26 protein-coding genes are annotated in these 24,264 nt (G+C 62.8%); 11 read left to right on the top strand and 15 right to left on the bottom strand.

Features of this window, described 5'->3' with window-relative positions:
* Window positions 1-136: 136 nt before the first annotated feature.
* Window positions 137-913 (bottom strand): hypothetical protein, encoded by a 777-nt coding sequence (locus W911_RS07975; protein WP_041316420.1) that lies wholly within the window; start codon window positions 911-913, stop codon window positions 137-139.
* A gap of 320 nt (window positions 914-1,233) precedes the next feature.
* On the opposite strand from W911_RS07975, the gene W911_RS07970 reads away from it, so the two are divergent.
* Window positions 1,234-1,449 carry a cold-shock protein gene (locus W911_RS07970; protein ID WP_023787031.1) on the top strand — a complete coding sequence of 72 codons (216 nt, stop codon included), beginning with the start codon at window positions 1,234-1,236 and terminating at the stop codon, window positions 1,447-1,449.
* A 57-nt stretch (window positions 1,450-1,506) separates the two neighbouring features.
* On the opposite strand, the gene W911_RS07965 is transcribed toward W911_RS07970, so the two are convergent.
* Complete coding sequence (locus tag W911_RS07965) at window positions 1,507-2,100, bottom strand: class I SAM-dependent DNA methyltransferase (protein ID WP_041316418.1); 594 nt, start codon at window positions 2,098-2,100, stop codon at window positions 1,507-1,509.
* Window positions 2,101-2,558: 458 nt separating this feature from the next.
* Between W911_RS07965 and W911_RS07960 the strand changes: the two genes are divergently transcribed.
* Together W911_RS07960 and W911_RS07955 are read left to right on the top strand one after the other, a co-directional pair.
* On the top strand, window positions 2,559-4,052 hold the full coding sequence (locus W911_RS07960; protein WP_023787030.1) for a DEAD/DEAH box helicase: 1,494 nt from the start codon (window positions 2,559-2,561) through the stop codon (window positions 4,050-4,052).
* A 92-nt stretch (window positions 4,053-4,144) separates the two neighbouring features.
* On the top strand, window positions 4,145-4,363 hold the full coding sequence (locus W911_RS07955) for a hypothetical protein (RefSeq protein WP_023787029.1): 219 nt from the start codon (window positions 4,145-4,147) through the stop codon (window positions 4,361-4,363).
* Between the two features lie 91 nt (window positions 4,364-4,454).
* Here the strand turns inward: W911_RS07955 and W911_RS07950 are convergent, their stop codons facing one another.
* The gene (locus W911_RS07950; RefSeq protein ID WP_023787028.1) at window positions 4,455-5,489 is read right to left on the bottom strand and encodes a fatty acid desaturase; all 1,035 of its coding nucleotides are present in this window, start codon (window positions 5,487-5,489) and stop codon (window positions 4,455-4,457) included.
* Window positions 5,490-5,600: 111 nt separating this feature from the next.
* Window positions 5,601-6,248 (bottom strand): pyridoxamine 5'-phosphate oxidase, encoded by a 648-nt coding sequence (gene pdxH / locus W911_RS07945; RefSeq protein ID WP_144083561.1) that lies wholly within the window; start codon window positions 6,246-6,248, stop codon window positions 5,601-5,603.
* Between the two features lie 146 nt (window positions 6,249-6,394).
* On the opposite strand from pdxH, the gene W911_RS17310 reads away from it, so the two are divergent.
* From W911_RS17310 to W911_RS07920, 5 genes are all read left to right on the top strand, one after another.
* Window positions 6,395-6,841, top strand: a complete 447-nt coding sequence (locus tag W911_RS17310; RefSeq protein ID WP_023787026.1) for a hypothetical protein — start codon at window positions 6,395-6,397, stop codon at window positions 6,839-6,841.
* 224 nt (window positions 6,842-7,065) lie between these two features.
* Window positions 7,066-7,914: an enoyl-ACP reductase FabI gene (gene fabI / locus W911_RS07935; protein WP_023787025.1), complete on the top strand. Its 849-nt coding sequence runs from the start codon at window positions 7,066-7,068 to the stop codon at window positions 7,912-7,914.
* Between the two features lie 70 nt (window positions 7,915-7,984).
* Window positions 7,985-8,572 (top strand): histidine phosphatase family protein, encoded by a 588-nt coding sequence (locus W911_RS07930; RefSeq protein WP_023787024.1) that lies wholly within the window; start codon window positions 7,985-7,987, stop codon window positions 8,570-8,572.
* 562 nt (window positions 8,573-9,134) lie between these two features.
* Window positions 9,135-10,232, top strand: a complete 1,098-nt coding sequence (gene aroC / locus W911_RS07925; RefSeq protein WP_023787023.1) for a chorismate synthase — start codon at window positions 9,135-9,137, stop codon at window positions 10,230-10,232.
* A gap of 202 nt (window positions 10,233-10,434) precedes the next feature.
* Window positions 10,435-10,695: a DUF2188 domain-containing protein gene (locus tag W911_RS07920; RefSeq protein ID WP_158412844.1), complete on the top strand. Its 261-nt coding sequence runs from the start codon at window positions 10,435-10,437 to the stop codon at window positions 10,693-10,695.
* A 6-nt stretch (window positions 10,696-10,701) separates the two neighbouring features.
* Here W911_RS07920 and W911_RS07915 read toward each other — a convergent pair whose 3' ends face one another.
* Together W911_RS07915 and W911_RS18340 are read right to left on the bottom strand one after the other, a co-directional pair.
* The gene (locus W911_RS07915; RefSeq protein WP_051388740.1) at window positions 10,702-11,328 is read right to left on the bottom strand and encodes a DUF938 domain-containing protein; all 627 of its coding nucleotides are present in this window, start codon (window positions 11,326-11,328) and stop codon (window positions 10,702-10,704) included.
* Between the two features lie 157 nt (window positions 11,329-11,485).
* A complete protein-coding gene (locus W911_RS18340; protein ID WP_023787020.1) occupies window positions 11,486-11,659 on the bottom strand; it encodes a hypothetical protein in 174 nt (57 codons plus the stop codon).
* Window positions 11,660-11,867: 208 nt separating this feature from the next.
* On the opposite strand from W911_RS18340, the gene W911_RS07910 reads away from it, so the two are divergent.
* Window positions 11,868-13,649, top strand: a complete 1,782-nt coding sequence (locus tag W911_RS07910) for an SLC13 family permease (protein ID WP_023787019.1) — start codon at window positions 11,868-11,870, stop codon at window positions 13,647-13,649.
* Window positions 13,650-13,668: 19 nt separating this feature from the next.
* Here W911_RS07910 and W911_RS07905 read toward each other — a convergent pair whose 3' ends face one another.
* Together W911_RS07905 and W911_RS07900 are read right to left on the bottom strand one after the other, a co-directional pair.
* Window positions 13,669-14,355, bottom strand: a complete 687-nt coding sequence (locus tag W911_RS07905; RefSeq protein ID WP_041317974.1) for an MOSC domain-containing protein — start codon at window positions 14,353-14,355, stop codon at window positions 13,669-13,671.
* An 8-nt stretch (window positions 14,356-14,363) separates the two neighbouring features.
* Entirely contained in the window at window positions 14,364-15,299 is a 936-nt protein-coding gene (locus W911_RS07900; RefSeq protein ID WP_023787017.1) for a ketopantoate reductase family protein, read from the bottom strand.
* Window positions 15,300-15,458: 159 nt separating this feature from the next.
* On the opposite strand from W911_RS07900, the gene metB reads away from it, so the two are divergent.
* The gene (metB, locus tag W911_RS07895; protein ID WP_023787016.1) at window positions 15,459-16,646 is read left to right on the top strand and encodes a cystathionine gamma-synthase; all 1,188 of its coding nucleotides are present in this window, start codon (window positions 15,459-15,461) and stop codon (window positions 16,644-16,646) included.
* Between the two features lie 23 nt (window positions 16,647-16,669).
* Here the strand turns inward: metB and W911_RS07890 are convergent, their stop codons facing one another.
* The 3 genes from W911_RS07890 to W911_RS07885 are packed head-to-tail and all read right to left on the bottom strand — an operon-like array spanning window position 16,670 to window position 17,551.
* Window positions 16,670-17,128, bottom strand: coding sequence for a group III truncated hemoglobin (locus W911_RS07890; RefSeq protein ID WP_023787015.1), 459 nt, complete (start codon window positions 17,126-17,128; stop codon window positions 16,670-16,672).
* A 53-nt stretch (window positions 17,129-17,181) separates the two neighbouring features.
* The gene (locus W911_RS18335) at window positions 17,182-17,331 is read right to left on the bottom strand and encodes a hypothetical protein (RefSeq protein ID WP_023787014.1); all 150 of its coding nucleotides are present in this window, start codon (window positions 17,329-17,331) and stop codon (window positions 17,182-17,184) included.
* Complete coding sequence (locus W911_RS07885) at window positions 17,321-17,551, bottom strand: hypothetical protein (protein WP_023787013.1); 231 nt, start codon at window positions 17,549-17,551, stop codon at window positions 17,321-17,323. Before W911_RS07885 ends, W911_RS18335 begins: the two co-directional genes overlap by 11 nt.
* A 174-nt stretch (window positions 17,552-17,725) precedes the next feature.
* Between W911_RS07885 and W911_RS07880 the strand changes: the two genes are divergently transcribed.
* Entirely contained in the window at window positions 17,726-18,184 is a 459-nt protein-coding gene (locus W911_RS07880) for an RrF2 family transcriptional regulator (protein WP_023787012.1), read from the top strand.
* Window positions 18,185-18,225: 41 nt separating this feature from the next.
* Here W911_RS07880 and W911_RS07875 read toward each other — a convergent pair whose 3' ends face one another.
* The 4 genes from W911_RS07875 to W911_RS07860 all read right to left on the bottom strand — a co-directional run bounded on the left by W911_RS07875 (window position 18,226) and on the right by W911_RS07860 (window position 24,262).
* Window positions 18,226-18,735, bottom strand: a complete 510-nt coding sequence (locus tag W911_RS07875; RefSeq protein WP_023787011.1) for an HPP family protein — start codon at window positions 18,733-18,735, stop codon at window positions 18,226-18,228.
* 53 nt (window positions 18,736-18,788) lie between these two features.
* A complete protein-coding gene (locus tag W911_RS07870) occupies window positions 18,789-19,988 on the bottom strand; it encodes an NAD-dependent formate dehydrogenase (protein WP_023787010.1) in 1,200 nt (399 codons plus the stop codon).
* Between the two features lie 252 nt (window positions 19,989-20,240).
* Window positions 20,241-21,161, bottom strand: coding sequence for a LysR family transcriptional regulator (locus tag W911_RS07865; RefSeq protein WP_023787009.1), 921 nt, complete (start codon window positions 21,159-21,161; stop codon window positions 20,241-20,243).
* Between the two features lie 215 nt (window positions 21,162-21,376).
* Window positions 21,377-24,262: an NHLP bacteriocin export ABC transporter permease/ATPase subunit gene (locus W911_RS07860; protein ID WP_023787008.1), complete on the bottom strand. Its 2,886-nt coding sequence runs from the start codon at window positions 24,260-24,262 to the stop codon at window positions 21,377-21,379.
* Between the last annotated feature and the right edge of the window lie 2 nt (window positions 24,263-24,264).

Here is a 24,264-nt window from a genome sequence, read left to right as displayed (position 1 = left end):
GGCGATGGTCCCAAATCCCTCCCGAAACGGCCCCCACGGCACGTGGACATCCATCGCAACGCCGACGCCAAGATAGTAAGAGGTCGCGTCGAAATTGCGGCAGATTCTTTGCTCTATGAAGCCTCAACCTGACGCGTCACTTCCGGGCCGCAATAAACGTGGTGCGGTCGACGCCGGTGTTCCCGGTCGCGGGATCGTAGGCATAGACGAGCACGTCGTAGAAGCCGGGCGCCGCCACGGGTACGGAGCCGGCGAACTGGCTCGTCTCGCCCGCGAACGCAAGCGGGACGCGCGCAACAGTCTTGCCGTCGAGGCTCACGATGGCCTCGACCTCGTACGTGTCCGCATCCCAGATCCCCTTTGGCTCCACCGGACAGCCGCACATCGTGACCACGTTGGCGCGCACATCGACGCTTGTAACATCGCCGACCCGCACATGAGCCGGCGGCGCAAGCACATCGACTGCAAAGCCAGGCAGTTCGAGCACCCAGCCGTCGCCCTTATTGATGTGCCGCCCCGGGATGACCCATTGGCTGGACACGATCCGCTGCGCCGCCTGCCGTTGCGCCAGTGGACCGAACGCCTCCACTTCGATCAGCCGAGGCACATCGAGATCGAGCGTCGCTTGGTACTTGGCAGCGGTTGCATCCGAAAGCTGCGCACGACGCCCGCCCCGCGTGTGCATGAGAAGAGAGGTATCGCCGGTCGTCCCCTCGGTGAGGCCCGTCGCCAGCATCTCGCCCGTTTCCGCATCCCTGAGCGTGATGCGCATCCCGCCCATGCTGGTGCCGATGAACTTGGCGTCCTTGCTGAGCACCCGCACGACGATCTCGGTCGGCTCGGCCGATGCGGAGGAAACCCCGAACGAAAACAGGGCGGCTGCCAATAGGGTAAAGGATTTACAAACGCACATGTCACGTCTCCGGCTGTAAGGGGGAGGTCCAAGTTATACCCGCCGCCGTCAATAGAAACGCCCCTAAGGGCGAGCCCTTGAGGGAGCACGATGTGGTGAACAAAGCACCCGCCAAATGATCCTTGCTTTCGCCACACCTTGCCCGCATATAGCCGAGGCCGGTGCGCTCCGAGGTGGAACGTACCCTCACGGAATTGAAATGAGAGAGCGTGCCACCGGCCGTTTGCCCTTATTCGAGATGAACTGAGACCCCGGGCGTACGGCGTGCCGTCCGGGTTGGCTGTCTATTGTCTTTTTGCACGCAAGAAGGAACTATCGATATGGATCGCATCACGGGCACCGTGAAGTTCTTCAACACCGCCAAAGGCTTCGGCTTCATCCAGCCTGAGGACGGCTCGAAGGACGTCTTCATCCACATCTCCGCGCTTGAGCGCGCTGGCATCAACAGCGTGTACGAAGGCGACAAGCTCTCGTTCGTGCTTGAGGACGACCGCAAAGGTCGCGGCAAGCAGGCCGGCCAAGTGCAGATGGCCTAATTAGGCGACCGCGCCCTACGGAATTCGAAAAGCCGCCGGTCTTGCCGGCGGCTTTTCTCATGAGCGGCTATCCTGTGAGAGCTTGGCAAGCCACACGGTATGCCCGCCGCACGTCTCGTCTTCCGGCACATACTGCATCACCTCGAACCCATTTTCTGCAAGCAGCGCGCGATAGGCGTCGGCGGCCAGGCTCGCATGATAGAGCGGCTCGCCCTCGAACATACCGATCGCTTCACCGTCGGACGGGCCGCTCGTGAAAAGGAGCGCGGCTTCCGGAGCGGCATGCGCTCGAAATATCGCAAACATGGCGCGCTGATCGTCGCGCGGGAGATGGAAGAAGCTGTCCCACGCGATGATCCCCGCGAACCGGACACCGAGCGCCAGGCTTCGCATGTCGTGCTCGATCCACGTCTGATCGGGAAAACGCTCGGCCGCCATCCGCAGAAGCGACGGCGACGCATCCACCCCGGTGACGCGGTGCCCGCATCGGATGAGTGTGCCGGCCAGCGGCTCGCCGGAGCCGCAGCCAAGATCCAGGATCTCGCCGCGAGGGGCCATCGCAGACCGAAAGCGGTCGAGCCACGAACTTTCGACCGGCACGCCCGACCGGGCCGCATCCCAAGCGAGCGCATGACGCTCGTAAAGGGCCATCACATCCTACGAAGAGGGATGCATAAGTTGAGGTTCCAATCCAAACGGCGGGCGGCGGGCGAGCGGGCTGCGACACCGCAAACGGCGGTCCGTCCTTGACTTCGCACTCGCAGCATGAGAAAAGCCGCGCAACGCTTGAACCAGTCAAGCGTCTTTCCGGCGCTCCAGCCGCGTGAAGGGACAAGTCCCGGGCCCCATCGGCTCCATTCGTCCCCCTGTTGAGCGCCCCGAAAAACTCCCCATCCGACTGCCCAGGCCACGCGGGGCGTCATCTGAACACCGAGCGGTGTGTCGCCTTGAAGGCGCCGCTGCTCGTCCGCGCACGCGCGGCTGGAAGAGAAAGATACTCCTTTGACAACGTTTCCGAACTTCGCTCGGCGAGCCGATTCTGAAGGCTCTCAAACGACGAAGGCTACACGGCCCCCACGCCCATTCAGGCCAAGGCCATTCCCCCCGTTATGGAGGGACGCGACCTGCTCGGCATCGCCCAGACGGGCACAGGCAAGACGGCAGCCTTCGCGCTCCCCATCCTGCACCGCTTGGCAGCGAACCCCAAGCCGGCGCCCCGCAAGGGCTGCCGCGTCCTCGTGCTGTCGCCGACGCGTGAACTCGCCTCGCAGATCGCCGAGAGTTTCCGCGCCTACGGCCGCCACCTCGGCATTTCGGTCGCCGTCGTATTCGGCGGCGTGGGACATCGCCCGCAGATCCAGGCACTTTCCCGCGGCGTCGACGTCCTCGTCGCCGCCCCCGGCCGCCTGCTCGATCTCATGGACCAGCGCGCTTGCGACATCTCCGGCACGGAAGTCTTCGTGCTGGACGAGGCCGACCAGATGCTCGACCTCGGCTTCGTGAAACCGATCCGGCGCGTCGTCTCGCACCTGTCTCATCGCCGGCAGAACCTCTTCTTCTCGGCTACCATGCCGAACGAGATCTCAGGTCTCGCGAACGAACTCTTGAACGAGCCGGTCAAGGTTGCTGTCACACCTGTCGCGACCACGGCCGAGCGCGTGAGCCAGCGCGTCATTCTGATCGAAACGACCAAGAAGCGCGCGCTTCTGGCGGAACTTCTGGCCGCGCCCGACATGGGACGCACGCTTGTCTTCACGCGCACCAAGCGCGGCGCAGATCGCGTGGCCCGCCATCTTGAGGGCGGCGGCACGAAAGTCGCAGCGATCCATGGCAACAAAAGCCAGCGCCAGCGCGAGATGGCGCTTGAGGATTTCAAGCACGGACGCATCAACGTTCTGGTGGCGACCGACATCGCGGCACGCGGCATCGACGTCGATCTCGTCACGCACGTCGTCAACTACGAGCTGCCGGAAGTTCCGGAAGCTTACGTGCATCGCATCGGCCGCACGGCGCGCGCCGGCGCATCCGGCACGGCCATTTCGCTCTGTGACGCAGCCGAACGTGAGCTTCTGCGCGGCATCGAGCGCGTGACGCGCCAGACGATCCCGCACGAAGACCGCCGCAACGATCCGAACATCGTCGCCGACAAGACACCCGCGCATCGCAACGACGGCCAGCCCATGAACGGTGCCCGTCGCGGCGGTCCGCAGCGCCAGAACGGCAGCGCCCGGAACGGAAGCGGAAGCAACCGCAACGGCAGCACGCGGAATGGTGGAGACCGGAGACGGAACGAGCGTCCCGCAGAACATGCCGAACGTGCAGGCGAACGGACGGAGGCACAGCGCAACGCACGTCCTCCCCGCGCACGCACCGACGACACGCGCGGCCAGCGCACGGCGCCGAACGGCCATCGTCCGCATAAGCCGCGGGAAGATCGCGGCCGCGGAGACGGCGAAACGGGCGCACGCAACACGAATGGAAGCGGCCTGCAACATGTCGGCTTCCTCGCACGCAGCACGCGCGGCGGAGACGCACGGCCGCGCAAGCAGGGCTTCGGTTCGCGGCCGAACCGCGACACACGCCCGAGCCGCGACGCCGGTTGATCTTGCTTCGATTTATGTAGACCCCCAGGCGCTGCCCAGCTCCCATCAGGAAGCCGGACAGCGCCTGGCAACGCCTGCGAAAGGAAGTGCCCATGGCCCGAAAAAAGCCAAACCCGAAAGCCGCCTTCGTGCTGTTCAACGTCCTCTACGAGGACGGATCGCAGAGTTCGAACCGCAAGGTTCCGAGCGAGATCCTGGGCGGACTGGACGGCGACGATCCTGCGCGCACGATCATCGAAGAGCAGGATCGCGAAATTGCCGAGCGCTCGGGGCGGTCGCGCGGCCCCATCAAGTCCATCGCACGCGCCTGATCTCCATCGCGCCAGCCAAAACGAAAAACGGCCCCGAATGATCGGGGCCGTTTTGCATTGAAACCGCCTGCGAAGCGAGATCATCGGTGCTCTAAGCGATTGCCCGAGCCTCGGCGAACGACACCAGGCGACGCTGGCTCTCGTCCCAAAGCCTCAGCCTCACGCACTTGAAGCTCTCCCACAGCGTGATGCGATGCACGTTCGCCAGCTCCGGAAAATCGCGGAGCACCTGCGGCAGCCGGTAGTAGGGAATGCGGCTGTAGAGATGATGCACGTGATGCACGCCGATGTTCGCCGTAAGCCACGGCAAAACGCCGGGCAGGTCGTAGTGCGAGCTGCCGTGCAGCGCCGCCTCGTGCACGTTCCAATCCGGGTTCTCCTCCCAGAAGGTATCCTCGAACTGGTGCTGGATATAGAACAGCCAGACCCCGATCGACGAGCCGATGATCACGATCGGGAGATGCACGGAGAGGAAAGCCTGCCATCCGACGAGCCAGACCACGACACCGACGAGGGCGACGAGCGCGAGGTTGGTGCCGATCACGCTGGCCCAGCTGCGCCAATCCGCATTGCGGAGCATGGAGATCGGAAGCCGGTGCTGCACCACGAACAACAACGTCGGGCCGATGCCGAACAGGACGACGGGGTTGCGATAGATGCGGTAGAGCGCGCGCCGCCATGGCGAAAGCGCGCGATACTCCCGCACCGTCAACGTGTCGATGTCTCCCACGCCGCGCTGATCGAGATTTCCGTGGGAGGCGTGATGGATCGCATGGCTGCGCTTCCATGCGTCGTACGGCGTCAGCGTCAAGACGCCGAGAACCCGGCCGACCCAATCGTTGGTCGCGCGCTTCTTGAACATCGCCCCATGACCGCAATCGTGCTGAATGAGGAACAATCGCACGAGAAAGAAAGCGGCAGGCACCGTCAGCGCAAGCGTCAGCCAGAAACTGACGTCGAGAGCGAGCCACGCGGCGACCCAGAGTGCGACGAACGGAACGAACGTGATGAAAACCTCAAACACGCTGCGTGCCGGGTCGGGATGGCGATAACGCTGCAAGATTGCGATCCAGTCGCGCGCAGCCTGCGGCGCGGTCGGCGTTCCGACCCCTGATGACTCTGTCAAGATTCCCCCGTTGCGCTGGCTGAGAGTCCGCCCGCCGCGGCGACTCCCCCTCTTGTTGTGGCAGCACACTACAGGCCGCCCGCCTTTCCGCAAGTGGCATGGAGAGCCGCGCTACGGATAAAGCCGCGTCCCGATCCACGGCGCAGAAGGGTCGGCCCGCCGGAAAACCACGCGGTCGTGGAGGCGGAACGGCCGGCTGTGCCACAATTCCACTTCAACCGGCGTCAACCGGAACCCCGACCAGTGCGGAGGCCGCGGAATATCCCCGATCCCGAACTTGGCGGTAAACTGCCCGACCTTCTTTTCGAGCGCGAACCGGCTTTCGAGAGGCCGCGACTGATCAGACGCCCACGCGCCGACCCGCGACAGTCTGGGACGGGATGCGAAATACTGATCGGCCTCCTCGGCCGTCACGGGCGTCACGACGCCCCGCGCCCGCACCTGCCGTTCGAGGCTCTTCCAGTGAAGCAGGAGCGCCGCTTTCGGCGTTGCAGCAAGCTCCTTCCCCTTTGCGCTTTCGAGATTGGTGTAGAAAACAAAACCGCGCTCTGGATGCTCTGCGCCATCGAGCCCCTTGAGCAGCACCATGCGAACGTTGGGGAGGCCGTGCGGATCGACGGTCGCAAGCGCCATCGCGTTCGGATCGTTGATCTCGGAGCGCGTCGCATCGTCGATCCATTGACCGATCACGGAAAACGGATCCTCCGTGGACGCGAACGCTTCCCCATCAGCTCCTTCAGTGTCGTCGGTCACGTCCACCCTCGCAGTGACTTCAGGTCCGGGACGGAGCTTTAGCACCTTTTAACCACGACCAGCCACACTGGAGAGACCTGCCGAGCCGCCCGTTGGTCGCACGGCAGGCGCGTCCTCGTCGTCGTGTTCAGTTGTATAAGAGTTCATATGTCATGCGTCATGTGCCACTTGCAAAAGCCTCGGTGCTATCCGGCCTGACCGGCGCGTTGCTGGCAACCTTCGTACTCCTCTCGGGCGGACCGGCGTTTTCCGCCGAAGTCGTCGCGAACGGCGCAAAATGCGCCTGTCCCACGAAGGATAAGGCGAACCGGCCCCAGGTCACCGGCCTGCAAGACCCGCGCCTCGACGAAGCCGACGAAGCAGCAGCCCTCGAAAGCATTCAGATGGGACTTTCCGAGATGGACGACGGCGAGCCGTTCGTTTGGCGCCGCGTCAACGGCCGCCTGTCGGGTATCGTGCGGCCGACCACGTCTTTCCGCAACGCGGACGGTCGCATCTGCCGCCATGTGGTGGTTCTGCTCACCACGGGCTATAAGACCAGCACGGCCGAAGGCATTGCCTGCCGCCTCCCCGATCGCCGTTGGGTCCTGGAAGGCTGACATCCTCGGTATGGATCCGCGTGTCTCCGAGCGCACACGTCGGATTTGTTAACTCATTGTATAAACAGAAAAATACAACACTCACGCGCGCGCAGCCCGGCGCACCCATCGACGCGGCCGAAGGCAGACCGGATCGTGCCGGAATGAGGCGCACGCGCGTCTCTGGACCGGAAAGTCCTTTTGTGTAGGATGCGCGCAAATTCAAGATAAGGGATTGCGAGCACATGACCGAAACGGCGCCGGGCGCGGAACAGCTTGCGGGCACGTTGATGGCCGGCAAGCGCGGGCTCATTATGGGAGTCGCGAACAACCGCTCGATTGCCTGGGGTATCGCCAAGGCCGTCGTGGCCCAGGGGGCCGAAGTGGCGCTGACCTACCAGGGCGACGCGCTGAAAAAGCGGGTCCAGCCGCTGGCGGCCGAGCTTGGCACGAACGTCGTGCTTCCCTGCGACGTCACCGACAAAGCCTCCGTCGATGCCCTGTTCGCCGAGTTGGAGCGCACATGGGGGCGGCTCGACTTCCTGGTTCACGCCATCGCGTTCTCGGACAAGAACGAGTTGGATGGCCGGTATGTGGATACCAGCGAAGAAAACTTCACCCAGACGATGCTCGTCTCCTGCTACTCGCTGACGGCGCTTGCGCGCCGCGCCGAGAAGCTGATGACGGATGGCGGCTCCATCATCACCCTCACCTATTACGGCGCCGAAAAGGTGATGCCGCACTACAACGTCATGGGCGTCGCCAAGGCCGCGCTCGAAGCCTCCGTTCGCTATCTCGCAGCCGACCTCGGCAAGAACAACATCCGCGTCAACGCGATCTCCGCAGGCCCCATCAAGACGCTCGCGGCTTCGGGCATAGCCGACTTCCGCTACATCCTGCGCTGGAACGAATATAACTCCCCGCTGCGGCGCACGGTGACGCTCGACGACGTTGGCGGTTCCGGCGTCTATCTCTTGTCGGACCTGTCCAAGGGCGTGACGGGCGAAGTCCACCACGTGGACGCGGGCTATCACGTGCAGGGCATGAAGAACGAGGATGCACCCGACATCTCGGTCGTGAAAAGCGACGCCTGAACCCGGCACACACCGGAGCGCGGCATTTTCATGCCTCGCGCGCTGCGCCGACGGATGCCATGATCGCGCCATGCGGGACAGCCCCACGATCTATTTCATCCGCCACGGCGAGACGGACTGGAACCGCGACCGGCGTTACCAGGGTCAGCGCGACATCCCGTTGAACGACACGGGCCACGCCCAGGCGCGGCGGAACGGCCGCGCGCTGCGGGCTTTCCTGCCCGACATCGCAAATGCGCGCTTCATCGCCAGCCCGCTTCGGCGGACGCGCGAAACGATGGAAATCATCCGCGCCGAGTTGGACCTGCCCACGGACGGGTACCGGACCGACACCGACCTCATGGAGCTGTCGTACGGCCAGTGGGAAGGAACGCTGCAGGACGATCTTGCAGCGTACGATCCGGAAGGCCTCGCCGCCCGCCAGGCCGATCCGTTCCGCTGGCGTCCGGAAGGCGGGGAGAGTTACGCCGACCTTTCAGCGCGCGTCGAACGCTGGGCCGGCACGGTCACCGAAGATGTCGTCGTCGTCTCCCACGGCGGCGTGTCGCGCTGCCTGCGCGGCCACCTGCTCGCGCTCGATCCGCTCGGTATCCCCGATCTCGAAAGCCCTCAGGATCGCGTCCTGATCCTCTCAAATGCAACGATGCACTGGCTCTGACCGGCCCGCCCCTCAAAAGGTGCGATAGCGCCAGGGAGCGTCTTGGCGAAGCCAAGCTCCAGCTTGCGTACGTAACGCAAAACAGCGCGTCAGCGCTCGGGAGCAAGGCGACCCGCGGCAAGTGCCGCGGACATCCACAAAGTACAACGCCGCTTTTCCGAAGCCTCCCGCAGCTTGCGTCCGAAACAAAAAAGAGAGCCGGAGCAGCGGCCGCTCCGACTCCCTCCTAAGCATCAACTGAGTGGCAGATCCCTCGTCCACGGTTGCTCAGACCGAGGGGAACGATCCGCTGAAAAAACGCGCCCCGGAATTGAGCCGGCCGTTAGGCGGCTCTTCTTCCCGCCGAAACGCCTCATGCAGGAGGCGCACGGCGACGCGGGCACATGACTGCTTACCTGCGTCGCGGGAACATGCAAAATGAATCCCGCGTGCCAACCTCCCTTGCTGCGGGCCCGTCCGGCACTTATGAGAAGACGGCATATCCGCACGCAACAAGGTTGCGGATGCTATCGTTTTGAATCTCCGGGGCTCGGTCGCGCCACGGTCTTCATGAGCGGCTTTCATGTCACACAACACCTTCGGCCATTTGTTCCGCATGACGACCTGGGGCGAAAGCCACGGGCCTGCCATCGGCTGCGTCGTGGACGGATGCCCACCAGGCCTCCCGCTCACGGCCGAAGACATCCAGACCGACCTCGACCGGCGTAAGCCTGGACAATCCCGGTTCACCACCCAGCGCCGCGAGGCCGATGAGGTGGAGATTTTGTCAGGCGTCGTCACGGACGCACAGGGCCAGCAGGTGACGACGGGCACGCCGATCTCGCTCCTGATCCGCAACACAGATCAGCGCAGCAAGGACTACGGCGAGATCAAGGACGCCTTCCGCCCGGGCCATGCCGATTTCACCTACTGGAGCAAATACGGCGTCCGCGATCATCGCGGCGGCGGACGCTCCTCCGCGCGCGAGACCGCAAGCCGCGTTGCCGCGGGTGCCATCGCGCGCAAAGTGCTCGGGCCCGGCATCGTGATCCGAGGCGCACTTGTGCGCATCGGTCGGCTTGCAATCGATCGCTCCCGCTGGGACTGGAACGTGGTGGCTTCCAACCCGTTCTTTTCGCCCGATCCCGGCATCGTGCCCGAGTGGGAGCGCTACCTGGACGACGTGCGCAAATCCGGCTCCTCCATCGGCGCCGTCGTCGAGGTCGTGGCGGAGGGCGTTCCGGCGGGCCTCGGCGCACCGCTGTACGGCAAGCTCGATCAGGATCTTGCGTCTGCCATGATGAGCATCAATGCCGTCAAAGGCGTCGAGATCGGCGCGGGCATGTCGGCGGCCGAACTCACAGGCGAGGCCAACGCCGACGAAATCCGTAGGGGCGCCGACGGCAAACCCCATTTCCTCTCGAACCATGCCGGCGGCGTGCTCGGTGGAATTTCATCGGGGCAACCCGTCGTTTGCAGATTCGCGGTCAAGCCGACGTCCTCGATCCTCACACCGCGCCAGACCATCGATTCGGAAGGCAACGAGACGGAGATCGTGACTAAGGGCCGCCATGATCCCTGCGTGGGCATTCGTGCCGTGCCGGTCGGCGAGGCGATGATGGCGCTCGTCTTGGCGGACCACCTGCTCCGCCACCGCGCGCAGAACGGCAATCGCGGCTGAGCTCGAATTTAGAAAGAATTTTCTAAGCTCTCGTCACAAGGTGGACACTTCGCGAAAATAAGTAACCGTTATGGATCGGGATGCCTTATGCTCGGCGGCGACACACGAGCACGCGTCCCAGCCCTTCGGGCTCGAAGCCGGCAGTTTACGCATTCGCCGCACCCTGCGCGCCCGAACGGAAAAACGCCGAGAGGACCGCGAAATGACCACGGATCGTTCGGATCGGGGCACGTTCCCGCGTGCTGAGATCCATGTCGGATGGTTGAGCGAGAGAAACGCTTGGCTCGTCACTCATGGCGGCAGAACGCTGACGCCCGGCAGCTTCCGGCGCAGAGCCTATGCCATCGCTTTTGCGCGCGCGATCGCGGCAAGCCGCGACGCTGAAATGGTCGTTCGTGACGCAAACGGCGACGTCACTCGCCATCAGCCCGAGACGTTGAGCTATCCGACGGAGCTCGACTGACGCGCTTTAAACCTTACGAAACACGACCGAGAGATTGTTTGCGGGCATCTCATAGATCGTGGGCGCGCCAAAGCCGTGCACCGACGCAGTGCGCGCAACCTCCTCCAGATCGCGGACACCCCACGCAGGATTGCGCGACCGTAGCGAACGGTCGAAGGCTTCGTTGCTGTCAGCCGTATGTCGTCCGTCGCGTCGAAACGGGCCGTAGAGGAAAAGAAGACCATCGGGGATCAGAACATCCCGCGCTCCGCGAATGAGCGCTTCGGCGGCCAACCACGGCGCAATATGGATCATGTTGAGCGAGACGACGGCCGCGGCCGATGACACCGGCCAGGGCTGTTCCATGACATCGAGACGCAAAGGCGGATTTACGTTCGAAAGATCCGCTGTCGCCATCCAATGCGCGATGGACGCGAGCGAAGGTTCATCGCGCTCGCTCGGCTGCCAGGCGAGGCTCGGCATCTCTCGCGCGAAATGCACGATATGCTGCCCCGTACCGCTGCCGATTTCGAGCACGAACCCTTCGCGAGGCAGAACGTCTTTAAGAATGCCGGAAATGGGTGCCTTGTTGCGCTCCGCCGAAGGACTGACGAGGCGGTCTCCAGCCAACCGAACCGTCGTTTCGCGAGGCATCGTCTTCATCCAGCACGCGGTTGCATCGGCCAACGCGCACCATCGCGATGCTCATGAAAGAATATGAGCACCTCGAAGCCGTACGCTCGCAAGCAACGCGCATGCGCAAGCGATTGAGGGCCAGCCGTCTGCATTGCGTATCGCAGGTCCGGAACCGTCAGTTTGGCATTTGCCGCGACGCCCTCCACTCTGCGAGGTTGATCACCTGCGCGGTGTGATCTCGTGGAAGCGACAACATCAGCACCTTGCGGCGCTGTCGCTCGCGGTATCGGTCGACGAGATACCAAACCGGATACCCAATCACGAGGAAGCTATGCTTGCCCTTCGACATCGCTGAGCTCCTTACGGCCAACGAGACAATGACACCCGCTCGGCTGAGTCGGCGCTAGTGCCAAAGCGCAACAATACGAAATGCAACGCGGACCCCGGACGGCAGCGTTGGGAGACAAATGCCAGGCAACTCCGGACGGTGAGGCGCCCTGTTGTCGCTCGCGGAGCGCCATGCCATAGATCGCCGCTCCGCAGCACCTCGGAAGAACATGATCGAAAGCATCATTGCGGGCTATGCGCCCATCATCGCGCTGGCCATTGTCCTCCTGACATTTGCCGCGTTCCTGTTCGAGCGTTTCCCGCCCGAGGTGACCGCGTCGGTCGGGGCCGCCGCCTTCGTCGTGTTGGGGCTCGTTCAGCCCGCCGAAGCCCTCGCGGTCTTCTCGAACCCGGCGCCTCTGACCATCGCGGCGATGTTCGTCTTGACCGGCGCCCTCGTTCGCACCGGCGTGCTCGAACGCGTAGCCGGCGCAATTCTGGACTACTCAGGAGACAGTCCAACCGTCGCCATCGTCACTCTGATGGTCGGCATCGTCGCCATCGGCGGCTTCATCAACAACACACCGCTTGTCCTGATCCTCATTCCCATCGCGATCCGCATCGCGAACAAGTTCGATATCGCATCGACGCGTCTGCTCATCCCGGTGTCGTACGTCACCATCCTTGCCGGGACATGCACGCTGATCGGCACCTCCACCAATCTTCTCGTCGATGGCGTCGCGCGGGAACATGGGCTCGAAGCGTTCTCGATTTTCGAAATCACCCCTGTCGGTATCGTCACCGCGATATCGGGCTTGCTGCTCCTGGGTCTGTTCGGCCGCTTCCTGCTTCCCGACCGGCGCGACGAGAGCGCCGGTCTCGAAAATGGCGAGGTCGAGTTCCTGTCGGAGATCACAGTGCTGAACGAAGGCACGTTCACGGAGGAGCCGATCGGAGAAATCGGCGCGCTCAAACTTCCCGGTCTGCGGCTCCTCGGCGTGAACCGCGGCGGCGAAGTTCTGCGCGAGAACCTTGAGGAGATGATCCTCAAAAAGGGCGACCGGCTCATCGTCGCCTCAACGACGTCAGAGCTCCTCACACTCGCCGAAAGGAAGTCCCTCCGGGTCGGCCTCGCCCGCTCCGTCCCGATGCCTTCCGATCCGATCGTTGTCGAAGCCGTCGTCGCACCGCAGAAAGCCTCCATCGGCCGGCGCATTGCCGATTTGGCGCTCGGCAGCCGTTTCGGCGTGCGCGTGCTGGGCGTCCATCGCCATCAGCACATCCCGGGCAGGAACCTGGAAAGCACCCTCCTTCGTCCGGCCGACAGGCTGCTTCTGGAAGGGCCGGCCTCGGGCCTCGACGCGATGTCTCAGCAGGGCTTCCTCGTCTCCGTCACCCGTACGGCAGGCCGCGCCTTTCGGCGCGCCAAGGCTCCCATCGCCCTCGCGGCGCTCGCCGGCGTCGTCATCCTCGCCGCATTGAATGTCATGGACATCGCCATGCTTGCGATGCTTGCGGTGGTCGCGATCCTCGTTCTGCGCTGCATCGACAGCGACGAGGCTTGGGGCGCAATCGACGGCGGCATTCTCGTTCTGATCTTCTCGATGCTCATCATCGGCGTCGGCCTTCAACGCACCGGCGCCATCGACCTGATCGTCTCGGCCATCAGCCCCATCCTCTCCGGCCTGTCGCCACTGGCGCTGTTGATTGTGGTCTATCTCCTGACGTCGACACTGACCGAGCTGATCACCAACAATGCCGTTGCCGTGGTGATGACGCCGATCGTGCTCGGGATTGCGTCTCAGATGGGCATCGATCCGCGCCCGCTCGTCGTGGCGGTGATGTTCGGCGCGAGCGCGAGTTTTGCAACCCCCATTGGCTACCAGACGAATACGCTGGTGTATGGCGCGGGCAACTACCGCTTTTCGGATTTTCTGAAAGTCGGCATTCCGATGAATATCATCGTCGGTATCGCGACGTGCTTTGCGATCTACTTCTATTACGACATGTGACGCGGATGACGGCAGGTCCCTAAACGTCAGGCACCGTCAGCCGCGGCGCCCAGTCCTCAGTCTTGCGCGCTGCGATGCGCCGCTCCGCCAGGAGACGCCATCCCTCCGCAAGCTCGGGCAACGCAGCCATCTGCGCAAGATCGTCGTAGCGATCCTTGTCGCGATAGAGCAGCGTCAGCACGCGCGCAATCGGCCAGGCGGGCTGTAGCCGCCGCACATGGACGAGGCGATCCCCCGGCATCACTTCGCCTTCTTCAAGCACACGATAATACCACCCCGTACGGCCGGACGCCTGGGTCTTGTAAGCCACGTCGTCCCGCCCGAAACGAACGTTGAGTTTCCAGCACGGCTGGCGGCCCTGACTCACCTGCAACAGCGCACCGCCGAACCGGATCACATCGCCGAGGCAAACCGCCTCCTCCGTCCAGGCCGTCGTTGAGATATTTTCGCCAAACGCGCCCGGCTGCGCGAGCAATGGGTGCTCTCCGATCTCGCGGCGCCAAGCCTCGTAATGCTCGAACGCGTAGTGGTGGAGCGCCTTCTCCGGGCCGCCGTGATGCTTCTTATCCGCTTGAGCGTCGCCCGCGAGCCCCTCTCGCGTGATACGCCACGGTCCCGGCGTTCTTTCCTTTGCGATGCCGCTCGTGTGCCCGTTTGTTCCGAGCGGCCTGATGTCGCCGCACAGCACATCCGCAGAGGTGGGCATAAGCATCGTTACAGCGTCCGCTCGTTGTGTCTGACCGTAGCCTCGAAGCATTGCAGATGTGCCAGCGCGATCTTCAACATCGGTGTATCGATGCGGTGCCGTCTCGCGCGCCTCAGCATGTCGCCAACAATATGATCGGCTTCCGTGCGGTGTCCACTGAGGATGTCGCGCAGCATCGAAGACGTGAACGTCGACCCCGGCTCCGTGAGCACGCGCCTGTAAGACGACATGGATGCCTCATCGGGCGCAAAGCCTTCCGCGCGAGAAACGGCGAGGCATTCGTCCAGGAGTTGAAGAGTTATGTCCTCCCCGCCGTCCGCACACATGATCGTGCCGATGCTCGCGCGCATGAGGCAGGTAATTCCTGCAAACGTCGCCAGGAACACGAACTTGTTCCACATGTCCTGACGAATATCCGGACTGAGGCGGACATCGACATGAGCGGCGCTCAAACGCCTGACGAACTCCTCGGCAACCGCATCCGGCGCGCCCGTTTCAGTGCCCACGATCGCCGAAAAGAACGGCGTCAAATGCGCAACGACACCGTCCTCGCGCAGCGTCAGCGCGCCATGAACAAGCCCGCCGAGCACCGGCACATCGGGAAATCTCCGACGCAACACGTCGAGGTGCGCGACCCCGTTGAGAAGGGGAAGAATGCGCGTATGAGGGCCACGCCCGGCATCGACGACATCGAGCGCGCGATCCAGCGCATGAGCTTTGCAGGCGACGATGGCGACATCGGGCGAAAAGCCGGAAGACGGCGAACCCACGGCCGCAACAGCACCGGAGAAATTTCCGAGCGGACTCTCCACGACGAGGCCGTGGGCAGCGAGCTGCGCCCGCCGCGCCTCCCGCACGACGAACATCACATCCATGCCGGCCGCAACGAGCCGCGCGCCGATGTAGCCGCCTACCCCTCCGGCACCGACAATTAACACTCTCATCCCAACGAAGCCTCATCCCAGCGTGAAGGCCCGCGGCCTTGCGGCTCCGTTGTCAGCCGCCAGATCACAGCGCCTCTTGTTTATATCGCATTACGATATAGCATCGAACCGACCGCTCGGCACCAATCCCGGACGCCGCACCGAACTGGAACCAAGTTTATGACAAAACCGAGGAACCCGCGAACGATCGCGGCGCGCAAGGGGATCGCCGTGGATACGAGTTTTGGCGCAGTCGCTCCTCCCATTCACCTGTCCACGACATATGTCTTCCCGGAATTCGAACGAGCGGGCACTCACGACTACTCCCGTACATCGAACCCCACACGGTCGCTCCTGGCCGAAACGCTGGCGGAATTGGAGGGCGGCGAAGGCGCTGTCGTCACGTCGTCGGGCATGGCGGCCGTAGACCTCGCGACAAGCCAACTCCGCGCCTTCGACCTTCTGGTCGCCCCTCACGACTGCTACGGCGGAACGCACCGCCTTCTCTCGGCGCGGCGCGACATGAAGCATTTCGACGTGATGTTCGTCGATCAGGGAAACCCTGAACACATGGAAGAAGCTTTTTCCGCTTCGCCGACGATGATCTTCATCGAAACGCCAAGCAATCCTCTGATGCGCGTTGTCGACATTCGCGCAATCGCCGAACGCGCACGCAGAGCGGGAGCAAAAATTGCGGTCGACAATACATTTCTCTCTCCGGCGCTTCAAAGGCCTCTGGCCCTCGGTGTCGACTACGTCATTCATTCCACGACGAAGTATCTCAACGGCCACTCCGACGTTGTCGGCGGCGCCGTCGTGTGCGCCAAGAAATCCGAGGCCGACATTTTCGCGGCGTGGGCCAACATCGTCGGCACGACCGGGTCGGCCTTCGATGCGTACCTGACGCTGCGCGGCATCCGGACGCTTTTTCCCCGCATCGCACAACAACAGCAATCGGCGCTCGCCATCGCACGGCATCTCGCAAAAAGCGCCTCGGTGGAGCGCGTGCATTATCCCGGTCTACCCTCCCACCCAGGTCACACCATCGCCAAAGCGCAACAGTCGGGCTTTGGCGCGATGTTGAGCTTCGAACTCGCGGGGGGCGGAGAAGCCGCCCGCCGTTTTGTCGAAACCGTGCGGATCTTCACGCTCGCGGAATCTCTCGGCGGTGTGGAGAGCCTTGTCGCGCATCCCGCAACGATGACGCATGCCGGAATGGATGCCGACGCGCGGCAAGCCGCAGGTATCACCGACGGATTGCTGCGCCTTTCGGTCGGCCTCGAAGCGGAGGAAGACTTGATCGAAGATTTGGAGGCCGCGCTCGCCGCATCCCGTCCGGCACGGCCGCTCCGAAAAAAAAGGGCATAACCCCGCCCCAGCGCCGTGGGTCTTCAATCTCCAGGCTGCGCCGCCCGCCCGACGAGCCGTTCGCCGTGCCCCACGAACTGCCCCCTGTGAACGGCGATACCCATTTCCAGGGATTGCGCGATCCGCTCCGCGCGATCGATGAACAGCGCCGCAGCATCGGGCGGACAGAGTTCGCGCGCCGTCTGCCGGAAAAGCCCGAGCCACAGATCGAAATGCGCGCTGGAAATCCCAGAGAGGTCCGCATGAACCTTCATGGGCGAACCTTTGTAGCGCCCCGTCATCAAAGTAACCGATGACCAGAACGCGCACAGCTTGTCGAGATGATGATCCCAATCGTCGATCGCGCCGTTGAAGATCGGCCCGAGCACATCGTCGGCGCGCACGCGCGCATAGAACCCGTCAACGAGATCGCGAATCATATGTTCTGTGACCCCGGCGGCAACCCCCGGCGCTTTGGGATGGATGTCACGGACCGCCGTCATGTCAAATGGTCTCCATGGCAAGTGAGTGCATACGCCGACGAGCGCGCGCTCCGTCATATGACGAGCATGAGCCCCAGCATAATCCACAACGGCGCGGGGGCGGCAACCCAGACAAGGGCGACCGCAAGGGTGCGAAGAAGCTTCGTCTGCCGCGGCGCCATGGGCATGGCCGCCGGCAGAGCCTGGTTCAAATCATTGGCCATAAAATCCTCCCGATCCGATCCAATACGCGCTAAGCGCAAAGAACGTTGCGTAGCCGACGATCATGCCCCAGCGCACAGTCGAGATGAAGACATCGCCCACCGGGTCGGGGTGCGCAGGGCCGGAGCCTTCGTCGTCTTGATGAAACTGCCGCACAAGACTGGCAAACAGGATGAAAAGCCCAAGCGTTGCGATTTCGGCCAAGAGCACGACCGTCGTCATGAATTCCCTCCTCCACAACTGCAGCCCCGCCGGCCTCGCGGCGGACGATGCGGGAGCCGCGCTGACGCGAACATGCTCCGAATAGATATATATATGATATATCTTAAAGGGACCTTGTCCGAGGGGATAAGGCATGTCAAGAATGAATCTAATGCAGATTGACGCAGGATCGAGATGCAACTGACCACCTTCTCGGATTACGCGCTCCGTATGCTCATGTACGCACACGCTGCCGGAAACCGGCTTGTGACGATTGAGGAGATTGCAGGCTCCTACGGCATTTCGCGCGCGCACCTCATGAAGGTCGCCAACACTTTGACGCGCGCGGGCTACCTGACGGCGGTTCGCGGCCGCGCGGGAGGATTGAAACTCGGCAAGCCCGCCGAGGACATCCGCCTCGGCGATGTCGTTCGCGCAACGGAGCCGGACTTCGCACTCGTCGAGTGCTTCGCGACGGATAGCCAATGCGTCATCGGCAATTGCTGTCGCCTGCCGGCAGTCCTGCGGCGAGCGCTCGGCGCATTTCTAACCGAACTCGACAAGCACACAGTGGCAAGCATTGCCCTCCGCCCGAAAGATTTCCGGCAGGTCTTCGACACGAGCGGCGACATCCGCCGGCCAGCGGCGCGATAGCGACGGAGAAGCCGGATCGGCAGCCCGGCGCGGACGAGAGATCAAACACTGGCCCCCGTGCGCATGCGATTGTAAATCCATCCGCATACGACGATTGTCGCCGCACCGATCAAAACGGGAGCGATCAGAAACGGCCAACCGGCACCCGACAGGGCGACAACGATAGGATTGGCGCCGGCCGGAGGATGGACCGTATCACTCAAGATCATAGCGGCGATCGCGAGTCCGACACCTGCCGCAACGCCGAGCACACCGCCCCCGAAAGCGGACACAGCGACAAGCCCCACCGCCGCCGAGATGACATGCCCCCCGATGACATTCCGCGGCCGCGCGAAGGGACTGGCGGACACGCCGAAGACGAGAACACAACTCGCACCGAATGGCGGAATCAGAAGCGGAAGAGTCTCCGTCGCGTTCATCACGGCCAGCAACCCAATGGCCAGCGCACCACCGATACCCGCCAAGGCGGCTTGACGCCAGGGCAGCGCGGCGACCCATTGGCGCGCACGCGCATCGACAGGAATTTCAATCGCCTCTTCGCGGCTTGTCATGGCGTCCCTCGGAAAGAATGTCCGGCGGGTAACGTGCACCCGCCGGATATGAGTTATCGCTTGAACTTGGCCGCTTCTTCCGAACCGCCGGTCGCATTGCCTGCGCTGTAGGAATGCGCACCTACACCTGCGAGCTTTCCGCCCTGAACGATGAGATACTCGTCACGGATCGGCTTGCTCGCGAAGTAGCACTCCAGAATTTCGCGCACACCCGCCGCGTAGCGCGTTTGGGCCGAAAGCGACGTACCGGAGATATGCGGCGTCATGCCGTGATAGGGCATTGTCCGCCACGGATGATCCTGCGGTGCAGGCTGCGGGAACCATACATCGCCTGCGTAGCCCGCAAGCTGGCCGCTTTCGAGCGCCCGAACGATAGCATCCCGGTCGCAGAGCTTGCCGCGCGCGGTGTTCACCAGATACGCGCCCCGCTTGAAACTCTTGAGCGTCGTCTCGTTGATCATGTGCTCCGTTTCGGGGTGAAGCGGGCAGTTCAACGTCACGACATCGCAGACCTTGGTAAGGCTTTCGAGGCTCGTGTGATGGGTGAGGTTCAGTTCCTTTTCGACGGCTTCCGGCAGGCGATGGCGGTCGAGGTAGTGCAACTGAACGTCGAACGGCTTGAGGAGGCGCAGCACGCGCAGACCGATGCGCCCCGCAGCCACGGTTCCGACGTGCATCCCTTCGATATCGTACGAGCGCGCCACGCAGTCGGCGATGTTCCAGCCGCCCTTGACCACCCAGTTGTAAGACGGGATGTAATTGCGCACGAGCGCAAGCATCTGCATGACAACGTGCTCGGCGACGCTGTTCGAGTTGCAGTACGTCACCTCCGCGACCGTGACGCCGCGATCGATAGCCGCCTGAAGATCCGTATGATCCGACCCGATGCCTGCCGTCACGATCATTTTCAGCTTGGGCGCCTTTGCGATGCGCTCAGCCGTCATGTAAGCAGGCCAGAACGGCTGCGAGATCACGATTTCCGCGTCGTGAAGCTCCTGATCGAGCTTCGAGTTCGCGCCGTCCTTGTCGGATGTGACGACAAGTTCATGGCCCGCGGCTTCGAGATACTTGCGTAAACCCAGCTCGCCCGAAACGCTTCCGAGAAGCGAGCCGGGTTGAAAGTCGATCGCAGACGGCGTCGGCGCGGTTTGCCCGTCCGGATACTTCGTGATCTTCGGAATATCGTCGCGGGCATACGATTTCGGATAGCCGTCGACAGGATCGTCGTAAAGCACACAAACGATCTTAGCCATAGTCTCTCTCCTGCATGGGATTTGGCCATGAGGAAGCGTTTCGTCCGCCAGCTTGACGGACGATGAGCGATATGGATCGAGAGCGAAAACCTTCCGACGACCTAGCGCCGTCTCAGTTGGCTGCTCCTCAGCGCTTCCTCGTCTCGACGGCCTTGTTCTTCTTCAAGGTCGGCCGTCGCGATGGGCGATTAGTGAGTTTGGAAGCAGCCTGCGTCAAATTGATCTGCTTGACCGCGCAATTGACGACATCAATCACACAGAAACGAGAGACGCACTCGCAAGATTCAGCTCCAGGTTTTGTCGGGTCGCGCTCGTCATGAACGCACGCGCGAGCGGCGGCAGCGGATCCCGATCCGTCACCACCATGCCGATGGTCTGTACGTGTACGGGATCGACGAGATCGAGCATCGCAAGCTCTTCGCAGCCCGCAAAAATATAGGCGAACGTGTGCGGAATGATGCTGGACCATTTTCCGCTGCACACATGCGAGCAAACCGAGAGAAAGGAATTGGTCGTCACCATAGGCGCAAGTTCGAGGCCTATCGAGCCAGCAAGATTGTTCAAAACCCGCCTGTTTTGCATGCTTTCGTTGAGGAGGCAAAGCTGGCTCGCTACCGCCTCGCGCCAGGAAATCCTGGCCTCGTTCGCCCACCGCGACGAGCGCTGCGTGACGTAGAGGTAACGCTCCCGATAGAGCGCAGCTTTGCGCACATTGAGCAGAGGCTCGTTTTCGAGATACGTGATGCCCGCATCCAGCTCGAATTTATCGAGCGCCCGCTGTATTTCGACTGACGTCATCGAATGCACCGCAATTGCGACCTGCGGATGCTTCTCGGCAAATGGCCCGGTCAACTGAGCGACCGCCGGCGTCGCGGCGGGAATGACGCCAATCTGCAGCGTGCCTTTCAGGCATCCCCGAAATCCCTCCACGTCACGTTTGAGGCTTTCGTAGTCGGACAGGATCTGACCTGCCCAAGCAACAACACGCTCGCCCTCCGGCGTCAGCCCGATGAACCGCGGGCCGCGATGCACGAGCCGCATATCGAGCTCCCGCTCCAGAGCCTTGAGCCCGGACGAAAGGGTAGGCTGCGTCACGTTGCACGCCTCTGCCGCCCGCCCGAAATGCTCCTCCTTCGCAAGCGCCACGAGATATGTCATCTGCCGAATAAACATGCCTGGACCATCGAAGGATTTAACCATACTTTTATAGTATAGTTATTGCGAAAAGGGCGTGGGAAAGCAAGCTATGAGCGAACGGCTCACAGCACAGCCCCAGCAGCTACTCTCATATCGCTATATATGATGATATATAGAGCGTCGACTCCCAAGGGAGCAATCCCACGCCGCTTAAGGGAAAAGCGTCGCTCCGCTCTCCAACGGTCGTCACGCTACTGCATCTGTGGCAAAGCGATCTCGCGGAACGGGCCGGCCTCGCTCATGAGCCGGTCGAAGTTTCCCTGCTGAACGACACGCCCCTTATCGATCACATAAATTCGGTCGGCATGGGTCACGGTGCTCAGACGGTGCGCAATCACGATCCGGGTTGCACTGAGTTCCTGGAGGCTTTTCGCCACGATGGCCTGCGTCTGGTTGTCGAGCGCACTGGTCGCCTCGTCCATCAGCAGAATTCCAGGACGCCGCACGATCGCGCGCGCAATCATCAAGCGCTGACGCTGACCGCCCGACAACGTACCGCCATTGTCGCTGAGAACGGTGTGCATCCCCATCGGCATCGCCCGGATATCCTCGTCGAGGCCGGCCATCCGCGCGGCCTCCCACGCATCGTCGGGAGAGAGCGGAGCAGATCCGACGATGTTCTGAAAGATGCTGCCCGGAAGAATTGCACCCCGCTGCAGAACGACACCGATCTGCCGTCGAACGCCCTTGAGGTCGAGATGCGCGAGATCCTGCCCATCGTAGGCTACGGTCCCGCACTCCGGCGTCTCGAAACCCAAAAGGAGACGGAACAACGTCGATTTTCCGGATCCAGACGCGCCGACGAATGCAACGAATTCGCCCGGAGAAACCGTAATGTCCACTCCGTCGAGAATGAGCGGACCATCGTCTGCATAGCGGAAGGAAATGTTTCTGAGATCGATACGCCCACCGAGACGCCCCGGCTTTTTCCGCTTGCCGTCGATTTCCGGCAATTCGTCGAGCAGCGGCTTCATGTTCTCGTACATCGGCACGACCGCAAGCGACGTCGACACCGCCTGCACGAAACCGAGCAAGGCACCGTTGAACACGCCGAAAGCGGCCGTGAAGGCCACAAAGCTCGCCGGCGCAATCTGCGTCTCGCTGAGCCCGATGACGGAGATGAAGACGAGCGTCGCCAGCAACGGAAGAACGCGATTGATTGTGGCGATGATATTTCCGATGTGAGACGCCCTCACCGTCTGCTGACGCTGAACCCCGAACGCCGCAAGCCATCGCGCAAACGAGCGATGCTCCGCTCCCATCAGCCGGATTTTCTTGATACCGGAAAGGATCTGGAGCGTCAGGCTGTTGACGGACGCCTCCGCCTTAAGTCGCGTCCTCTCGAAGCGAAGCTGGCGGTAGCTGAGGCCGAAGAGCACAACGCACGTCACCACCGTCAACCCGCCTGCCGCGAGCGCCAGCCGCACGTCGTACATCATCATCAAAACAAAATTGACGGGCGAAAAGAGCGCGGCCAAAGTCGAGCTGAGCGCCACATCCGAAAGGATTTTTCGAAGTTGCGTCGGCGCCATCGCCTTGATCATCAGATCGCCGGTCTCGAAGCGCCGGAAAAAGGCGAGCGGCAAACGCAGCAGCCGGTCCCATATTGCGGCCTGAAGCGTCCCATCGGCAAAAGATTCCAGACGCGTCAGAGCAATGGAACGCGCAAGCTGGAAGAGCGTCGAGCCGACCGCGATCATAACCAGGCCGACACCGAACATGAGAAGCGCGGACGTTTCGGAGAACGGCACCGCCTCGCTCAAAACCAAGCCGGTAATAATGGGCGGCAACAGCCCAAGCGCCGCAGTCAGAATGGCAAAGAAGACAGCCAGCCGAAGGTCGACGCGCGCGGGCGAGGCCATCACGTGGCGTACGAGATCCCAGCCCGTCAACGCGCGATCGGGCAACGGCCGGTAAGGGTAGACCGCCTGGGTATCGAGCGCGTTTGCGACACGCGCGTCAACCCACACTGGCGATCCGGCTTCCAGAAATTGCGCCCTGTAACGCCCCGCCCCTTGACGCACGACCGCAATCGGACGTCCGCTTTCCTTGTGAAACCCCACAAAACTTCCGACATCGTGCCGCCACCAATCATGGTCGAGCGTGACCCGCCGCGAGCGAAGGCCGGCCTCGCGAAGAATATCCCGCACAAGAGCGATCGGGTCGAGATCGGCGCCGTCCTCGTCACGCGGCGCGCCGTCGAAAGGGATCTTTTCTTCCGCGCAAACATAAGCGACGACGGTCCTGGCGTCGGCATCCTCAGCCCCGTACGGAGCGGCAGGCGTATCGCCATCCACAAGCGCCACGAGACCGCGCAACGCCTCATCGACCTCGTCCCCCTCACTCTGACGGCTAAACCCACGCCGTTCCAACGCCACACGGCACTCGCCCTGGACAATCGAAATCGCGTCTCGAACGAGATCGGCCTGGCAGGCTTCGACGGCACCCCACCCGAACAGTTTTACAACGTCGGCGGTCGGAAGCGCACGCACCGTCACACCTGCATCCGGCGCAATTGCGCGATACGGAGTTGCCAATCCGAAGAGATGCTTATCCGAGAGCGACGGCACCTCGCCGACGACCGGAAGAGACGCCAACTCCTCGGAGACAAGCCACGACGGCTCACGTGCAGCGACAGTGTCGCCCGCGCGGACGCCAAGCGTCTCGCCGCGCTGAACGACCCTTGACGACAACGGCGCAACGTCGCGCGCGCAATAGGACGTGAGCGCATTGAGCCAAGCGTCGAAACCGGAAGCGGCATCGAGCGAAAGAGCCTCACGCCCTGCCGCCTCGCAAAGCTCGACAAAAGCTTCCCCCACACCGGCGACGATAAGCCGGGCGCCGAATCCATGCGTCTCCGGCACGGAAAACGCGTCTCCGGCTTCAAGCGTCGCCAAATGCTGCCGCGCGCCGCTCGGCCTTTCGTCTCCCTCCCACAGTTCGATAAAGAGGTTCACCGTCCCTTCGCGCACAAGGCCGAGCCGTGTCGGCGCCAGCAACACAATCGGTTCGCGGCCGCTGGTGCGGTGAAGGAACGGCGCATCGGAGAGCGCCCGTACAGCTTGAACGTTCTCCATAT

Source organism: Hyphomicrobium nitrativorans NL23, from assembly GCF_000503895.1.
Lineage (GTDB): Bacteria > Pseudomonadota > Alphaproteobacteria > Rhizobiales > Hyphomicrobiaceae > Hyphomicrobium_C > Hyphomicrobium_C nitrativorans.
Note: the sequence above shows the minus strand (reverse complement) of the source record. Positions and strands in the feature narration are given on the sequence as shown.